The sequence below is a fragment of the Streptomyces sp. CA-179760 genome (genome assembly GCF_050937045.1).
Taxonomy (GTDB): domain Bacteria; phylum Actinomycetota; class Actinomycetes; order Streptomycetales; family Streptomycetaceae; genus Streptomyces.
Window position 1 is genome coordinate 3,520,104 of sequence record NZ_JBNJLZ010000001.1, and the last position, 13,159, is coordinate 3,533,262.

Genomic DNA, 13,159 nt, shown 5'->3' on the forward strand with positions numbered 1-13,159 from the left:
GCCCGGCGTCCGCAGGTCTGTTGCCGCGGGTGCCGGGTACCCGGTTCAGCACGAGCGGCTGTGCGGTCGAAGGACGGGAGGTCGGGGCAGTGGCGGTGAAGGCGATGGGGTGGGCGCACTCGTTCCCCATGTCCGAGGGAGTGCGCGCCGGGCGGCACTGGACACGCGGACGTCTCGCGTCCCTGCCCTGGGCCGCTGCCGAGCCGGACACGGTGGACGCCATCGTGCTGGCCGTGTCCGAGCTGATCACCAATGCGCACATCCACGCGCACAGTGACGCGCACCTGGTCCTCACGTGGGACGGTGACTGCCTTCATGTGAGCGTCCACGACGAGGATCCGACGCTGCCGCGCCCGCGCGAACCAGAGCCGGGGGATGTCGGCGGCCGCGGAGTGGCCATCGTGCGGAAGCTCGCCGACGAGTGGGGGATGAGGTGCCAGCGGCACGGCAAGACGGTGACGGCATGCTTCCGCCCCGCCGAAACCGGGGCCGACGCCGGCCCCGGTGAGTGAGTGAGTGTCAGTCGGTCCCGGGGTGCTTGCCGGGCCCGTCGGCGCCGGGGGACAGCGGAGTGGGTGACAGTGTGGTGTCCTCCTCGCCGGGCTCCAGAAGGGTGTCGGCGGCACCGACGATGAGGGGGTCGGGCATGCCGACCTCCTCGCGGTCCTTGCTGGCGTAGTCGATGCGCGACAGCAGACCGCGCATGGTCTCCAGCCGGGCGCGTCTCTTGTCGTTGCTCTTGACGACGGTCCAGGGGGCGTGCGCGGTGTCCGTGGCGCGGAACATGTCGACCTTCGCCTCGGTGTAGTCGTCCCAGAGGTCCAGCGAGGCCAGGTCGGTGGAGGAGAGCTTCCACTGGCGCACCGGGTCGACCTGCCGGATCGCGAAGCGCGTGCGCTGCTCGGAGCGGGACACGGAGAACCAGAACTTCACCAGCACGATGCCGTCGTCGACCAGCATCCGCTCGAAGGCCGGGCACTGGTCGAGGAACAGTTCGTACTCGTCCTTGGAGCAGAATCCCATCACGCGCTCCACGCCGGCCCGGTTGTACCAGGAGCGGTCGAAGAGGACGATCTCCCCGGCCGTCGGCAGCTGCGCGATGTACCGCTGGAAGTACCACTGGCCCGTCTCGCGCTCGGTGGGCTTGTCCAGGGCGACCACACGTGCGCCGCGCGGGTTGAGCCGCTCGGTCAGCCGCTGGATCGTGCCGCCCTTGCCCGCCGCGTCCCGCCCCTCGCACACGACGACCAGGCGTGCGCCGGTGTCCTTGACCCACCGCTGGAGCTTGAGCAGCTCGATCTGCAGGACGCGCTTGGTCCGCTCGTACTCCTTGCGGCCCACCTTGCGGTCGTACGGATGGTTCTCCCGCCACGTCTGGATGGGACGCCCGTCGGCGTCCAGCACGATCGGCCGCTCCCGCCGGCTGGCATCCACGGTCAGCCCGTCCAGCAGCTTGTTCGCGCCCTCGGTGCCTTCGGCGTCTTCGGTGTCTTCGGTGTCTTCGGTGTCTTCGGTGTTCATCGCCGCGCTCCCCGCTCGGCCCCAACGTCGGTCAGAAGGGCATGTGGCGGCGGGTGCGGCGACCCGCGGAACCGCTGCGGCTCACCGCGCGCGAGCTGGTGTGGAAGGGCTTGCTGAAGAGCCGGCCCAGAACGCCGGGCGCCTTGCCACCGGCCCGCGCCCCGGCCCCGAGCGTCCGCTGTGTGCCGCGTTCGGGACGGCGGGAGAGACGGGGCACCAAGAAGGCCAGGACGGCCAGGACCACACACACGCCGATGACGACGGCGACTACCATGATCGACTCCCCTCGCAGGTGGACTGACACACGAGTGCCCCGCCCTGTCCCGCTCATGTGAGGAGCGAGGAAACACGACCCGGCCGGCCCGGCCGCTCAGTCCAGATGCGTCGGCGCGAACATCCGCAGCACGGCCGGGAGCAGGACCACCGAGGGACCGGGCGACCCGAGTGCCTTCGCAAGGTCCTGCTCCAGGGCCTGAGGGGTCGTACGGACCCCTGGGACGCCGAAGGACTCCGCCAGTGCCACATAGTCCGGCCGGGTCAGTTCCGTCGCGGTCGCCTCGCCGAACGCGTCGTTCATGTACTCGCGCAGGATGCCGTAGCCGCCGTCGTCCACGATCAGCCAGGTGACGTTCAGGTCGTACTGGCGGGCCGTCGCCAGCTCGGCGATCGAGTACAGGGCGCCGCCGTCGCCGGAGACCGCGAGGACCGGCCGGGTCGGGTCGGCCGCCGCGGCGCCGAGTGCCGCCGGGAAGCCGTAGCCGAGGCCGCCCGCGCCCTGGGCGGAGTGCATGTGGTTGGGGCCCTTGGCGTCGAAGGCCGACCAGGCCCAGTACGCGAGGATCGTCATGTCCCAGAAGGACGGGGAGTCGGCGGGCAGCGCCCTGCGGACGGACGCCAGCACGTCCTGTTCCAGGGTGAGTTCCTGGGCGGCAATGCGCTCAGTGACCTTCCCGAGCACTTCTCGTACGCGCTCCGGAGTCCCCGGGTCCCGGCGTTCGGACGCCGTCTCCAGCAGCGCCTGCAGCGCGAGGCGGGCGTCCGCGTGGATGCCCAGGGCCGGATGGTTGGACTCCAGCTTGCCGAGGTCGGCCTCGATCTGGACGACCCGGCCGCGCGGCTTGAACGTGTGGTAGTTCGAGGAGAGTTCCCCGAGTCCCGAGCCGACCACCAGGAGGACGTCCGCGTCCTCCAGGAAGTCCGTGGTGTGCCGGTCCTCGATCCAGGACTGGAGCGACAGCGGGTGCTTCCAGGGGAAGGCGCCCTTGCCGCCGGGGGTCGTCACGACCGGGGCCTGGATCAGCTCCGCCAGCTGCTTCAGCTTGCCCGAGGCGTCCGCCCGTACGACTCCCCCGCCCGCGATGATCGCCGGGCGCTCGGCCTGGGACAGCAAGTGTGCGGCCACGGCGGTCAGTTCGGGGCGCGGCGGCAGCTCCTCGGGGAAGGCGTCGCCGCCCGTCACCACCGGGATCTCCGTCCGCGCGAGCAGCACGTCCTGCGGGATCTCCACCCACACCGGGCCGTGCGGGGCCGACAGCGCCGACTTCCAGGCCGCCTCGATCGCGGAGGGGATCTGTGACTGGGTACGGACCGTGTGGACGGACTTCACCACGCCACGGAACGACGCCGCCTGGTCGGGCAGTTCGTGCAGATAGCCGTGCCGCCCGCCGCCCAGGCCCGCCCTGGGGATCTGGCTGCCGATCGCCAGCACGGGCGCGGAGGCGGCCGCCGCCTCCTGGAGCGCGGCCAGGGAGGTCAGGGCGCCCGGGCCCGTCGACAGCAGCAGGGGCGCGGCCTCGCCGGTGATCCGGCCGTAGGCGTCCGCGGCGAACCCGGCGTTGTTCTCCACCCGCAGGCCGATGTACCTGAGGTCCGAGCGGCGCAGGGCGTCGAACATGCCGAGCGCGTGCTGGCCGGGCAGACCGAAGACGGTCGTCGCGCCGAGACCGGCCAGCGTCTCCACGACCAGGTCTCCGCCGGTGCGGCCGGGTGGAGGGTTGAGGGCGGCCTCCGTCTGAGCGGGCGTCGGGCGGAGCACCAGGTCGTGGTCGTGAGTCACTTCGCTTCCGAGTCCTTCCGGGCCGCGGCGATCTGGCGGGACATGATCGTGGTCAGTTCGTACGCCGTGTGGGACGCGGCCACCGACGTGATCTCGGCGTGATCGTACGCGGGGGCCACCTCGACGACGTCGGCGGAGACCAGGTTGCAGGACGCGAGCCCGCGCAGGATCTCCAGCAGCTCGCGCGAGGTCATGCCGCCTGCCTCGGGCGTGCCGGTGCCGGGCGCGTGGGCCGGGTCGAGGCAGTCGATGTCGATGGAGATGTACAGCGGCCGGTCGCCGATGCGCTGGCGCAGCTGGTCGGCGACCTCGTCGGCGCCTCGCCGGTAGACGTCCGCCGAGGTGACGATGCCGAAGCCCATCTTCTCGTCGTCGGTGAGGTCCTGCTTGCCGTAGAGCGGGCCTCGGGTGCCGACATGGGACAGGGCGGAGGTGTCGAGGATGCCCTCCTCCACCGCGCGGCGGAAGGGCGTTCCGTGCGTGTACTCGGCGCCGAAGTAGGTGTCCCAGGTGTCGAGGTGGGCGTCGAAGTGCAGCAGCGCCACGGGGCCGTGCTTCTTCGCCACCGAGCGCAGCAGGGGCAGCGCGATGGTGTGGTCGCCGCCGAGGGTCATCAGCCGGGCGCCGGTGCCGAGCAGGTCGTCGGCGGCCGCCTCGACGGTCTCGACGGCCTCGTTGATGTTGAAGGGGTTGACGGCGATGTCGCCGCCGTCCGCGACCTGCGCGAGGGCGAAGGGCGAGGCGTCCTGCGCCGGGTTGTACGGGCGCAGCAGCCGGGACGCCTCGCGGATCGCGTTGCCGCCGAAGCGGGCGCCCGGCCGGTACGAGACACCCGAGTCGAACGGCACGCCCACCACGGCGACATCGGCCCGTCCGCCGACCTCGTCCAGCCGGGGCAGCCGGGCGAAGGTCGCGGGGCCCGCGTACCGCGGAACGCGGGAGGAGTCGACGGGCCCGCGGGGTGTCTCGTTGCTGCTCATGAAGAAATGCCTTCTTTCCTACGCTTCATCGCGTATGTACTGCTTGCCTTATGACCTTACCGGGGAGTCGCGGCCGGTTCGGACGCGAGTTCGGAGGCAGGTTCGGGTGCGCGTCCCGCGAGCCGCTCGCGCCAGGCGGCGAGGACGGCGGCGTCGGTGGCCGGGGTGGCGAAGGAGACGGCCAGATAGGCGGCGAGGGAGGCGAGCAGCCCGTAGTAGACGGGCTCGTTGGCGAGGATGCCGTACGTCGCCATCAGGGCGACGACCGCGAGGCCGCCGACCACGACCGAGGCGAGAGCGCCGTGGACCGTGCCCCGCTTCCACAGCAGCCCGCCGAGGATCGGCACGAGCAGACCGCCGACGAGGAGGTTGTACGCGACGGTCAGCGCCTCCACGACGTTGTCGATGGCGATGGCCGTGCAGATGACGGCGAGGCCCATGATCAGGATGAAGAGGCGGTTGCCCTTCACCTCGTCGCGGTCCTCCGCGTTCTCGGCGCTTCCGGCCGGTGCCTTGGCGAGGCCCCGCAGCCGGGACCAGATGTCGTTGTTGGCGACGGTGGCGCAGGCGATCAGCGCACCGGAGGACGTCGACATCACGGCGGCCAGGGCGGCGGCCAGCACCAGCCCTCGCACCCCGACGGGCAGCTCCTCCTTCACTATGGTCGCGAAGGCGTCGTCCGGGCTGCCGAGCTTCGGGTACAGCACCTTGGCGGCGGTGCCGATGACGGCGCCGGCGAGGGCGTACGCGAGGCAGTAGGTACCGGCGACGGTGCCGCCCCACTTGGCGGTCGTGTCACTGCGGGCGGTGAAGACGCGCTGCCAGATGTCCTGCCCGATGAGCATGCCGAAGGTGTAGATCAGCACATAGGTGAAGATCGTCTCGCCGCCGATGCCGAGCGGGTCGAAGTACTCGGTGGGCAGCTGCGCCTTCATCTCGCTGAACCCGCCGGCCTTCACCACGGCGATCGGCAGCAGCAGGAGCAGCACGCCGATGGTCTTCACGACGAACTGCACCATGTCCGTCAGGGTGATCGACCACATCCCGCCGAGGGTGGAGTACGCGACGACGACCGAGCCGCCGAGGACGATCGCGAGCGTGCGGTTCATGTCGAACAGGACGTCGAAGATCGTGGCGTACGCGATGGTCGAGGTCACCGCGAGCATGAGGGTGTACGCCCACATGACAAGACCGGAGATCACTCCGGCCCGGCCGCCGTAGCGCAGGTCGAGCATCTCGGAGACGGTGTAGACCTTCAGCCGGGCGATGCGGGCGGAGAAGAAGACGGACAGGGCGAGCAGGCCGAGGCCGATGGTGAAGACCATCCAGGCGCCGGAGAGGCCGTACTGGTAGCCGAGCCCCACACCACCGATGGTGGAGGCGCCGCCGAGGACGATGGCCGCCATGGTGCCGGAGTACATGGCCGGGCCGAGCCGGCGGCCCGCCACCAGGAACTCGCTCTTGGAGCGGGCGCGGCGCATGCCCCACCAGCCCATGGCCAGCATTCCGGCCAGGTAGACGACGATCACGAGGTAGTCGACGGCCATGGGGCCTCCTTCGCGCACGCACGGGGCGCAGGGCTCGGTCGCGGGGGACGAGGTTGACGAGCACTGACACTAGGTGGCCGGAAAGCGACTGCGAAGTGTACGTTTCATCTATTCGAGCGGCCTTGGCTGGAGGAAACGCACACCATGCCGGACCCGGCGGTCCCCCCGACACCTCCCGTCCTCCTCACGTCCCTCCTGGCCAGGGAGGACCTCTCCCTGCGCCGGATCGCCGGTCCCGAGGACGCCGGCACCGTCGTCCACTGGGTGCACACCTCGGAGATGGCGGACCCGTATCCGTATCTGCTGGGCGGGGAGCTGCTGCTCACGGCAGGCGTGCACATCCCGGAGGCGGCGGGGCCAGGTACGTACTTCGACGACTACGTCTCGCGGATCGTGGCTGCGGGCGGCGCGGCCCTCGGCTTCGGCGTGGCGCCGGTGCACGACACGGTGCCGAGGGCGCTGGTCGCGGCCTGCGAGACGCACGGCCTGCCGCTGCTGGAGGTGCCGCCGCAGACCACCTTCTCGGGCGTGGCCCGCGCGGTCTGGCAGCTGATGGCCCAGTCCCGCCTGGCCGAACTCCGCCGCGTCACGGAGGCCCAGCAGAGCCTCGCCTCAGCCGCCTCCCGCCCCGACCCGGTCCCCTCGGTCCTCCGCCAGCTCGCCCAGCGACTGGGCGGGTGGGCGGTGCTGTACGGAGCGGAGGGTGCGGAGATCGCGGGGGCGGGGCGGAGGCCCGGGGAGGGGGCGGCGTCGGCGCTGGCGAAGCTGGCGGGGGTGGTGCGGCCGGTGAGTGAGGGATCCGGTGGGCCTCCCCACCCCACCTCCGCCACCGACACCACCGCCGGCCTGCACCTCGCCGCCTACGCGCTCGGCGCCGGGCGCGGGTTCGTGCTCGGGGTCGCGACGCCGCAGCGGGCGCCGGGGGATCACACCGTCGTCTCCGTCGCGGCCGTGCTTCTCTCCCTGCTCACCGGCGAGCAGCAGAGCGGGACCGGTGCCGCTCGATCGTCCGCGCTGGTGCGGCTGCTGCTGGGCGCGCCGCCCGAGGAGGTCGCGTCGCTGCTCGGGGGTGAGCGGTGGGTCGTCGTGCGGGCCCGGCCGGACGGGGAGGGCGCTGTGGACGCCGTCGCGGCCTCCGCGCTGGGTGCCGCGCTCGGTTCCGCCCTGGTCGACCCGGCGGGCGACGTCGTACGGGTCCTGGTCCCGGCCGACCGGGCACCGGCCCCGCTGCCCGGCTGGACCCTGGGCGTCAGCGCCGCCGTCGCCCCGCACGACTGGCCCGCCGCCGACACCCAGGCGGGCCGCGCCCTGGCCCGGGCCCGCGCCACCCGGACCCCGCTGTTGCGGCATGCCCCGCGCCCCGCCCTCGCCGACCTGGTCCCGCCCGGCGAGGCGGCGGCCCACGCCCGTACCCTCCTCGCCCCCGTCACCGCCCACCCCGCACTCACCGAGACCCTGCGCACGTGGCTGTCCCTGCACGGAAGCTGGGACCGCACGGCCGTCGCCCTGTCCGTGCACCGCAACACGGTGCGGCAGCGCATCACACGGTGCGCGACGCTGCTGGAGACGGACCTCGAGGACCCGGACGTACGGATGGAACTCTGGTTCGCGCTGCGGCACATCTGAGTACGGGAGCGGTGCCCCCTCTGAGTACGTGACGCACATCCCAGCGTTCGATACGCCAGGGACGCCCACAGGCGGCTGCTCCACAATGGTTGTCATGCCGATACCCGGGACACCCAGCCGCGCCGAACTCGTCGACCACCTCGTCAGGACGCGCATCGCGGGCGACGTCGCCACCCCCCGCGAGAACAACCTCTCCCACTACCGCAAGCTGGCGAACAACGACCGCCACTACTGGTTCGGCCTGGAACTCGGCACCCGCTGGACCGACGAGCAGGACGTCCTCGCGGTGATGGCGGAACGGGTGGGCGTGAACGACGATCCCGAGCACCGGTACGGCCAGGACACCATCGACCCGGAGCTGACCGTCGCCGGGCTGGATCGCATGGCCGGGCGGCTGCGCAAGGCGGCGGACGGACAGCAGCGGGTGCTGTTCGCCACCGGCCACCCCGGCGGCCTGCTGGACGTGCACGGCGCGACCGCGTCGGCGCTGCGCGCGGCGGGCTGCGAGATCGTCGTCATCCCGGAGGGCCTGACGACCGAGGAGGGCTACGTCATGCAGTTCGCGAACGTGGCGGTGCTGGAGCACGGTGCCACCCTCTGGCACACCCACTCGGGCGAACCGATGAAGGCGATCCTGACCGCCATGGAACGCGAGGGCCGCCCCCTGCCCGACCTGGTCGTCGCCGACCACGGCTGGGCGGGATACGCGGGCCAGCACGGCGTCGACTCCGTCGGCTACGCCGACTGCAACGACCCGGCCCTGTTCATCGCCGAGGCCGAGGGCACCGTGCAGGTGACGGTGCCCCTCGACGACCACGTGGTCAGCCCGCGCCACTACGACCCGATGACGGCGTACCTGCTGGCGGAGGCGGGCCTCAGCTAGAAGCAGGGCTCAAGCGCCCTGGTCGCGCGGGACGCGGACCACGCCCTCCTGGATCACGGAGATGGCGAGGCGCCCGTCCCGCGTGTAGATGCGGGCCTGCCCCAGTCCCCGGCCGCCGTACGCGGACGGGGACTCCTGGTCGTACAGCAGCCACTCGTCGGCCCGGAACGGCCGGTGGAACCACATGGCGTGGTCCAGCGAGGCCCCGACCACGTCACCGACGGCCCAGCCGCCGCGCCCGTGCGCGAGCAGCACGGAGTCGAGCAGCGTCATGTCGGAGACGTAGGTGGCGAGGACGACGTGCAGCAGCGGCTCGTCGACCGCTCCGCCCAGTTTGCCGTTGGTGCGGAACCACACCTGCGAGTGCGGCTCGCGCGGCTCGCCGAACTTCCCGTACGGCGGTTCCTCGACGTACCGCAGGTCGACGGCCGCCCGCGCCTCGGCGAACTTCTCCACCACGGCCGGGTCGATGTGGCCGTATCCGCGCAGCCGTTCCTCACCGGTGGGCAGCGTGACGGGATCGGGCGCGGCCGGCATCGGCTCCTGGTGGTCCAGCCCGTCCTCGTACACCTGGAACGACGCCGAGAGATGGAAGATCGGCTTGCCGTGCTGGACGGCGACCACGCGGCGGGTGGTGAAGGAGCGGCCGTCGCGGATCCGGTCGACGGTGTAGACGATGGGCGCGCCGGGATCCCCGGGGCGCAGGAAGTACGCGTGCAGGGAGTGCGCGGGCCGGTCCTCGGGGACCGTACGCCCGGCGGCGACGAGCGCCTGCGCCGCGACCTGCCCGCCGAAGACCCGGGGACGACGGCGGACCGGGAGCGGCCGCGGAAGATGTTCTCCTCGATCTGCTCGAGGTCGAGCAGATCGAGGAGATCCTGAAGTGCCTGGCTCATGAGAACTGTTGTACCGGCCTTTGACGACGGTCGGTTTACAGGCCCATGTCCTTCGCGATGATCGACTTCATGATCTCGCTGGTGCCGCCGTAGATGCGGTTGACGCGGTTGTCCGCGTACAGGCGGGCGATGGGGTACTCGTTCATGAAGCCGTAGCCGCCGTGCAGCTGGAGGCAGCGGTCGATGACGCGGTGGGCGACCTCGGTGGTGAACAGCTTGGCGGAGGCGGCCTCGGCGGGGGTGAGCTCACCGGCGTCCAGGGCTTCGGTCGCGCGGTCGACGACGGCCTCGGCGGCGTCCACCTCGGCCTGGCAGGCGGCCAGCTCGAACTTGGTGTTCTGGAAGGACGCGACCGTCTTGCCGAAGACGGTGCGGTCCTGGACGTACTGCTTGGCGAACCGTACGGCGGCCTTGGCCTGGGCGTAGGCGCCGAAGGCGATGCCCCAGCGCTCGGAGGCCAGGTTGTGGCCGAGGTAGTAGAAGCCCTTGTTCTCCTCGCCGAGGAGGTCCTCGACGGGGACCTTGACGTCGACGAACGCCAGCTCGGCGGTGTCGGAGGTCTTCAGGCCCAGCTTGTCGAGCTTGCGGCCGACGGAGTAGCCCTCGGACTTGGTGTCCACGGCGAAGAGGGAGATGCCGTGGCGGCGGTCCTCGGCGGTCGGCGCGGAGGTGCGGGCGCAGACGATCATGCGGTCGGCGTGCACCCCGCCGGTGATGAAGGTCTTCGCGCCGTTGAGGACGTAGTGCGTGCCGTCCTCGGAGAGCTTGGCGGTGGACTTCATGCCCGCGAGGTCGGAACCGGTGCCCGGCTCCGTCATCGCGATGGCCCACATCTCCTCGCCGGAGACGAACTTGGGCAGGAACCGCTTCTTCTGCTCGTCGGTGGCGAGCATCTTGAGGTAGGGCAGGGCGAGCAGCACGTGCACGCCGGAGCCGCCGAACGCGACGCCCGCGCGAGCGGTCTCCTCGTAGAGCACGGCCTCGAACTTGTGGCTCTCCAGGCCCGCGCCGTCGAACTCCTCCGGCACGTTGATGCCGAAGACCCCCAGCTCACCGAGCTTGTAGTAGAAGTCGCGCGGCGCCTGGCCGGCGGCGAACCACTCGTCGTACACCGGCACGACCTCGGCCTCGATGAAGGCGCGGATGGTCTCCCGGAACGCCTCGTGATCCTCGTTGAACACCGTACGGCGCACGCCGCCACCTCCACGGACCTCGGTATGTCTAAGCGCTTGCTCACCCCAAGATACCGGCGAGTATCAACAAGCGTCCAGGGTGGGGGTGGGGTAACGCTCGTCACGCCGACGGGCGGGAGCACCTGGGGGCGCAGGCCGTCACTCCCCCGCCGCCGCGAACGCCCCCCGCGCCATCCGGTGCAGCAGCTCCGCGACCGCGCCCCGCCCGGCCAGCGCCCCGGCCCTCCCCAGATGCGGCGTCGAGTTCAGCAAGCCGAACACCGAGTGCACGGCCGACCGTGCGGCGGGCTCCGCCAGCCCCGGATAGACCTCGCGCACCACACCCACCCAGAGCTCCACATACTGCCGCTGCAGCTGCCGCACCATCTTGCGGTCACTGTCCCGGAGGCGGTCCAGCTCCCGGTCGTGCAGGGTGATCAGTGGACGGTCGTCGAGCGCGAAGTCGATATGCCCCTCGATCAGCGAGTCGAGGACCACCCCCGCCCCCACACCCCCGTCCGCCTCCGCCTCCGACAACCGCCGCTTCGCCCCGGTGAGCAACTGCCCGCTGATCCCGACCAGCAGCTCCGCGAGCATCGCGTCCTTGCCCGCGAAGTGCCGGTACAGACCGGGCCCGCTGATCCCCACCGCGGCGCCTATCTCGTCGACTCCGACCCCGTGGAAACCACGCTCGGCGAAGAGCCGGGCGGCCTCCTTGAGGATCTGCTCACGGCGGGTGGGTGCGTCGGTCCTGGTTGCCATGAAAACAATTCTAGACAGGGAGGTTAGCGGTCGTTAACCTGAAGGAAATGCGTTAACGCTCATTAACAAGGTGAGGGGACCCGCAGGATGCACGAGGCACCGGAGCTCACGACCGCGGCGGACCCCGCGTCGGAGCCCTTTCGGGCCAACGAGGAGGCACACCGCACCCTCGTCGACGAGCTGCGCGCCAAGCTGGCCACAGCCGGCCAGGGCGGCGGCGAGAGGGCCCGCGCCCGCCACACCGCGCGCGGCAAGCTGCTCCCCCGCGACCGCGTCGACACCCTCCTCGATGCGGGCTCACCGTTCCTGGAGCTGGCCCCGCTCGCGGCCGACGGGATGTACGAGGGCCAGGCCCCGGCCGCCGGTGTCATCGCCGGCATCGGCCGGGTCAGCGGCCGCGAGACCGTGATCATCGCCAACGACGCCACGGTCAAGGGCGGCACGTACTACCCGATGACGGTCAAGAAGCACCTCCGCGCCCAGGAGGTCGCCCTCGACAACCGCCTCCCCTGTGTCTACCTCGTGGACTCCGGCGGCGCCTTCCTCCCCATGCAGGACGAGGTCTTCCCGGACCGGGACCACTTCGGCCGGATCTTCTACAACCAGGCCCGCATGTCCGGCGCCGGCATCCCCCAGATCGCCGCCGTCCTCGGCTCCTGCACGGCCGGCGGGGCGTACGTCCCGGCGATGAGCGACGAGGCGGTGATCGTCCGCGAGCAGGGCACGATCTTCCTGGGCGGCCCGCCCCTGGTGAAGGCGGCCACCGGCGAGGTCGTCACGGCGGAGGAGCTGGGCGGCGGCGAGGTCCACTCCCGCGTCTCGGGCGTCACCGACCACCTCGCGGAGAACGACGCGCACGCCCTGCGCATCGTCCGCACCATCGTCTCCACCCTCCCCGCGCGCGGGAGGCTCCCCTGGGAGGTCACGCAGGCCACGGAACCCAAGGTCGACCCGCAGAGTCTCTACGGCGCGGTCCCGGTCGACTCGCGCACGCCCTACGACGTACGCGAGATCATCGCCCGGGTCGTCGACGGCTCCCGGTTCGCCGAGTTCAAGTCCGAGTTCGGCCAGACCCTGGTCACCGGCTTCGCCCGGATCCACGGCCACCCGGTGGGCATCGTCGCCAACAACGGCATCCTGTTCTCCGAGTCCGCCCAGAAGGGCGCCCACTTCATCGAGCTGTGCGACCAGCGCGGCATCCCCCTGGTCTTCCTCCAGAACATCTCCGGCTTCATGGTCGGCAAGGACTACGAGGCGGGCGGCATCGCCAAGCACGGCGCCAAGATGGTCACGGCGGTGGCGTGCACCCGCGTACCGAAGCTGACGGTCGTGGTGGGCGGCTCCTACGGCGCGGGCAACTACTCGATGTGCGGCAGGGCGTACTCCCCCCGCTTCCTGTGGATGTGGCCGAACGCCAAGATCTCCGTCATGGGCGGCGAGCAGGCCGCATCGGTCCTCGCGACCGTCAAGCGCGACCAGTTGGAGGCGCGCGGCGAGTCCTGGCCGGCGGCGGACGAGGACGCCTTCAAGGCCCCTATCCGCGCCCAGTACGAGCGGCAGGGCAGCGCCTACTACGCGACGGCCCGCCTCTGGGACGACGGTGTGATCGACCCGCTGGACACCCGTCAGGTCCTGGGCCTGGCCCTGACCGCGTGCGCCAACGCGCCCCTGGGTGACCCCCAGTTCGGCGTCTTCCGGATGTGAGGGGACGGACGA

11 protein-coding genes and 1 pseudogene are annotated in these 13,159 nt (G+C 71.3%); 4 read left to right on the forward strand and 8 right to left on the reverse strand.

All coding sequences use genetic code 11. The features are described from left to right. Positions 1–89: 89 nt before the first annotated feature. Positions 90–512, forward strand: coding sequence for an ATP-binding protein (locus ACQEV8_RS15735; RefSeq protein WP_432960605.1), 423 nt, complete (start codon positions 90–92; stop codon positions 510–512). A 7-nt stretch (positions 513–519) separates the two neighbouring features. Here ACQEV8_RS15735 and ppk2 read toward each other — a convergent pair whose 3' ends face one another. The 5 genes from ppk2 to ACQEV8_RS15760 form a co-directional block, all read right to left on the reverse strand. Then, positions 520–1,521, reverse strand: a complete 1,002-nt coding sequence (gene ppk2, locus ACQEV8_RS15740; RefSeq protein ID WP_432960607.1) for a polyphosphate kinase 2 — start codon at positions 1,519–1,521, stop codon at positions 520–522. Between the two features lie 31 nt (positions 1,522–1,552). Beyond that, entirely contained in the window at positions 1,553–1,795 is a 243-nt protein-coding gene (locus ACQEV8_RS15745) for a DUF6411 family protein (protein ID WP_432960609.1), read from the reverse strand. A 96-nt stretch (positions 1,796–1,891) separates the two neighbouring features. Next, positions 1,892–3,577: a thiamine pyrophosphate-binding protein gene (locus tag ACQEV8_RS15750; protein ID WP_432960611.1), complete on the reverse strand. Its 1,686-nt coding sequence runs from the start codon at positions 3,575–3,577 to the stop codon at positions 1,892–1,894. After that, positions 3,574–4,557, reverse strand: coding sequence for an agmatinase (speB, locus tag ACQEV8_RS15755; protein ID WP_003990417.1), 984 nt, complete (start codon positions 4,555–4,557; stop codon positions 3,574–3,576). The genes ACQEV8_RS15750 and speB overlap by 4 nt, the downstream gene beginning before the upstream one ends. 56 nt (positions 4,558–4,613) lie before the next feature. Next, a complete protein-coding gene (locus ACQEV8_RS15760; protein WP_432960614.1) occupies positions 4,614–6,104 on the reverse strand; it encodes a sodium:solute symporter in 1,491 nt (496 codons plus the stop codon). A gap of 144 nt (positions 6,105–6,248) precedes the next feature. On the opposite strand from ACQEV8_RS15760, the gene ACQEV8_RS15765 reads away from it, so the two are divergent. Continuing rightward, complete coding sequence (locus ACQEV8_RS15765) at positions 6,249–7,730, forward strand: PucR family transcriptional regulator ligand-binding domain-containing protein (RefSeq protein WP_432960616.1); 1,482 nt, start codon at positions 6,249–6,251, stop codon at positions 7,728–7,730. A gap of 94 nt (positions 7,731–7,824) precedes the next feature. Next, positions 7,825–8,613, forward strand: a complete 789-nt coding sequence (locus ACQEV8_RS15770; RefSeq protein WP_432960618.1) for a phosphatase — start codon at positions 7,825–7,827, stop codon at positions 8,611–8,613. A gap of 9 nt (positions 8,614–8,622) precedes the next feature. Here ACQEV8_RS15770 and ACQEV8_RS15775 read toward each other — a convergent pair. From ACQEV8_RS15775 to ACQEV8_RS15785, 3 genes and pseudogenes are all read right to left on the reverse strand, one after another. Next, a pseudogene (locus ACQEV8_RS15775) lies at positions 8,623–9,509 on the reverse strand (acyl-CoA thioesterase). Between the two features lie 35 nt (positions 9,510–9,544). Continuing rightward, positions 9,545–10,702 carry an acyl-CoA dehydrogenase family protein gene (locus ACQEV8_RS15780; protein WP_432960620.1) on the reverse strand — a complete coding sequence of 386 codons (1,158 nt, stop codon included), beginning with the start codon at positions 10,700–10,702 and terminating at the stop codon, positions 9,545–9,547. A gap of 138 nt (positions 10,703–10,840) precedes the next feature. Continuing rightward, positions 10,841–11,443 (reverse strand): SACE_7040 family transcriptional regulator, encoded by a 603-nt coding sequence (locus ACQEV8_RS15785; protein WP_376388238.1) that lies wholly within the window; start codon positions 11,441–11,443, stop codon positions 10,841–10,843. Between the two features lie 87 nt (positions 11,444–11,530). On the opposite strand from ACQEV8_RS15785, the gene ACQEV8_RS15790 reads away from it, so the two are divergent. Beyond that, complete coding sequence (locus ACQEV8_RS15790; RefSeq protein ID WP_432960622.1) at positions 11,531–13,147, forward strand: carboxyl transferase domain-containing protein; 1,617 nt, start codon at positions 11,531–11,533, stop codon at positions 13,145–13,147. The last annotated feature ends 12 nt before the right edge of the window (positions 13,148–13,159 follow it).

Bases quoted from the DNA above. Each gene is read 5' to 3' on its own strand.
- ACQEV8_RS15790 (WP_432960622.1), top strand. From the start codon at position 11,531: ATGCACGAGGCACCGGAGCTCACGACCGCGGCGGACCCCGCGTCGGAG.
- ACQEV8_RS15765 (WP_432960616.1), top strand. From the start codon at position 6,249: ATGCCGGACCCGGCGGTCCCCCCGACACCTCCCGTCCTCCTCACGTCC.
- ppk2 (WP_432960607.1), bottom strand. From the start codon at position 1,521: ATGAACACCGAAGACACCGAAGACACCGAAGACACCGAAGACGCCGAA.
- ACQEV8_RS15745 (WP_432960609.1), bottom strand. From the start codon at position 1,795: ATGGTAGTCGCCGTCGTCATCGGCGTGTGTGTGGTCCTGGCCGTCCTG.
- ACQEV8_RS15785 (WP_376388238.1), bottom strand. From the start codon at position 11,443: ATGGCAACCAGGACCGACGCACCCACCCGCCGTGAGCAGATCCTCAAG.
- speB (WP_003990417.1), bottom strand. From the start codon at position 4,557: ATGAGCAGCAACGAGACACCCCGCGGGCCCGTCGACTCCTCCCGCGTT.
- ACQEV8_RS15770 (WP_432960618.1), top strand. From the start codon at position 7,825: ATGCCGATACCCGGGACACCCAGCCGCGCCGAACTCGTCGACCACCTC.
- ACQEV8_RS15760 (WP_432960614.1), bottom strand. From the start codon at position 6,104: ATGGCCGTCGACTACCTCGTGATCGTCGTCTACCTGGCCGGAATGCTG.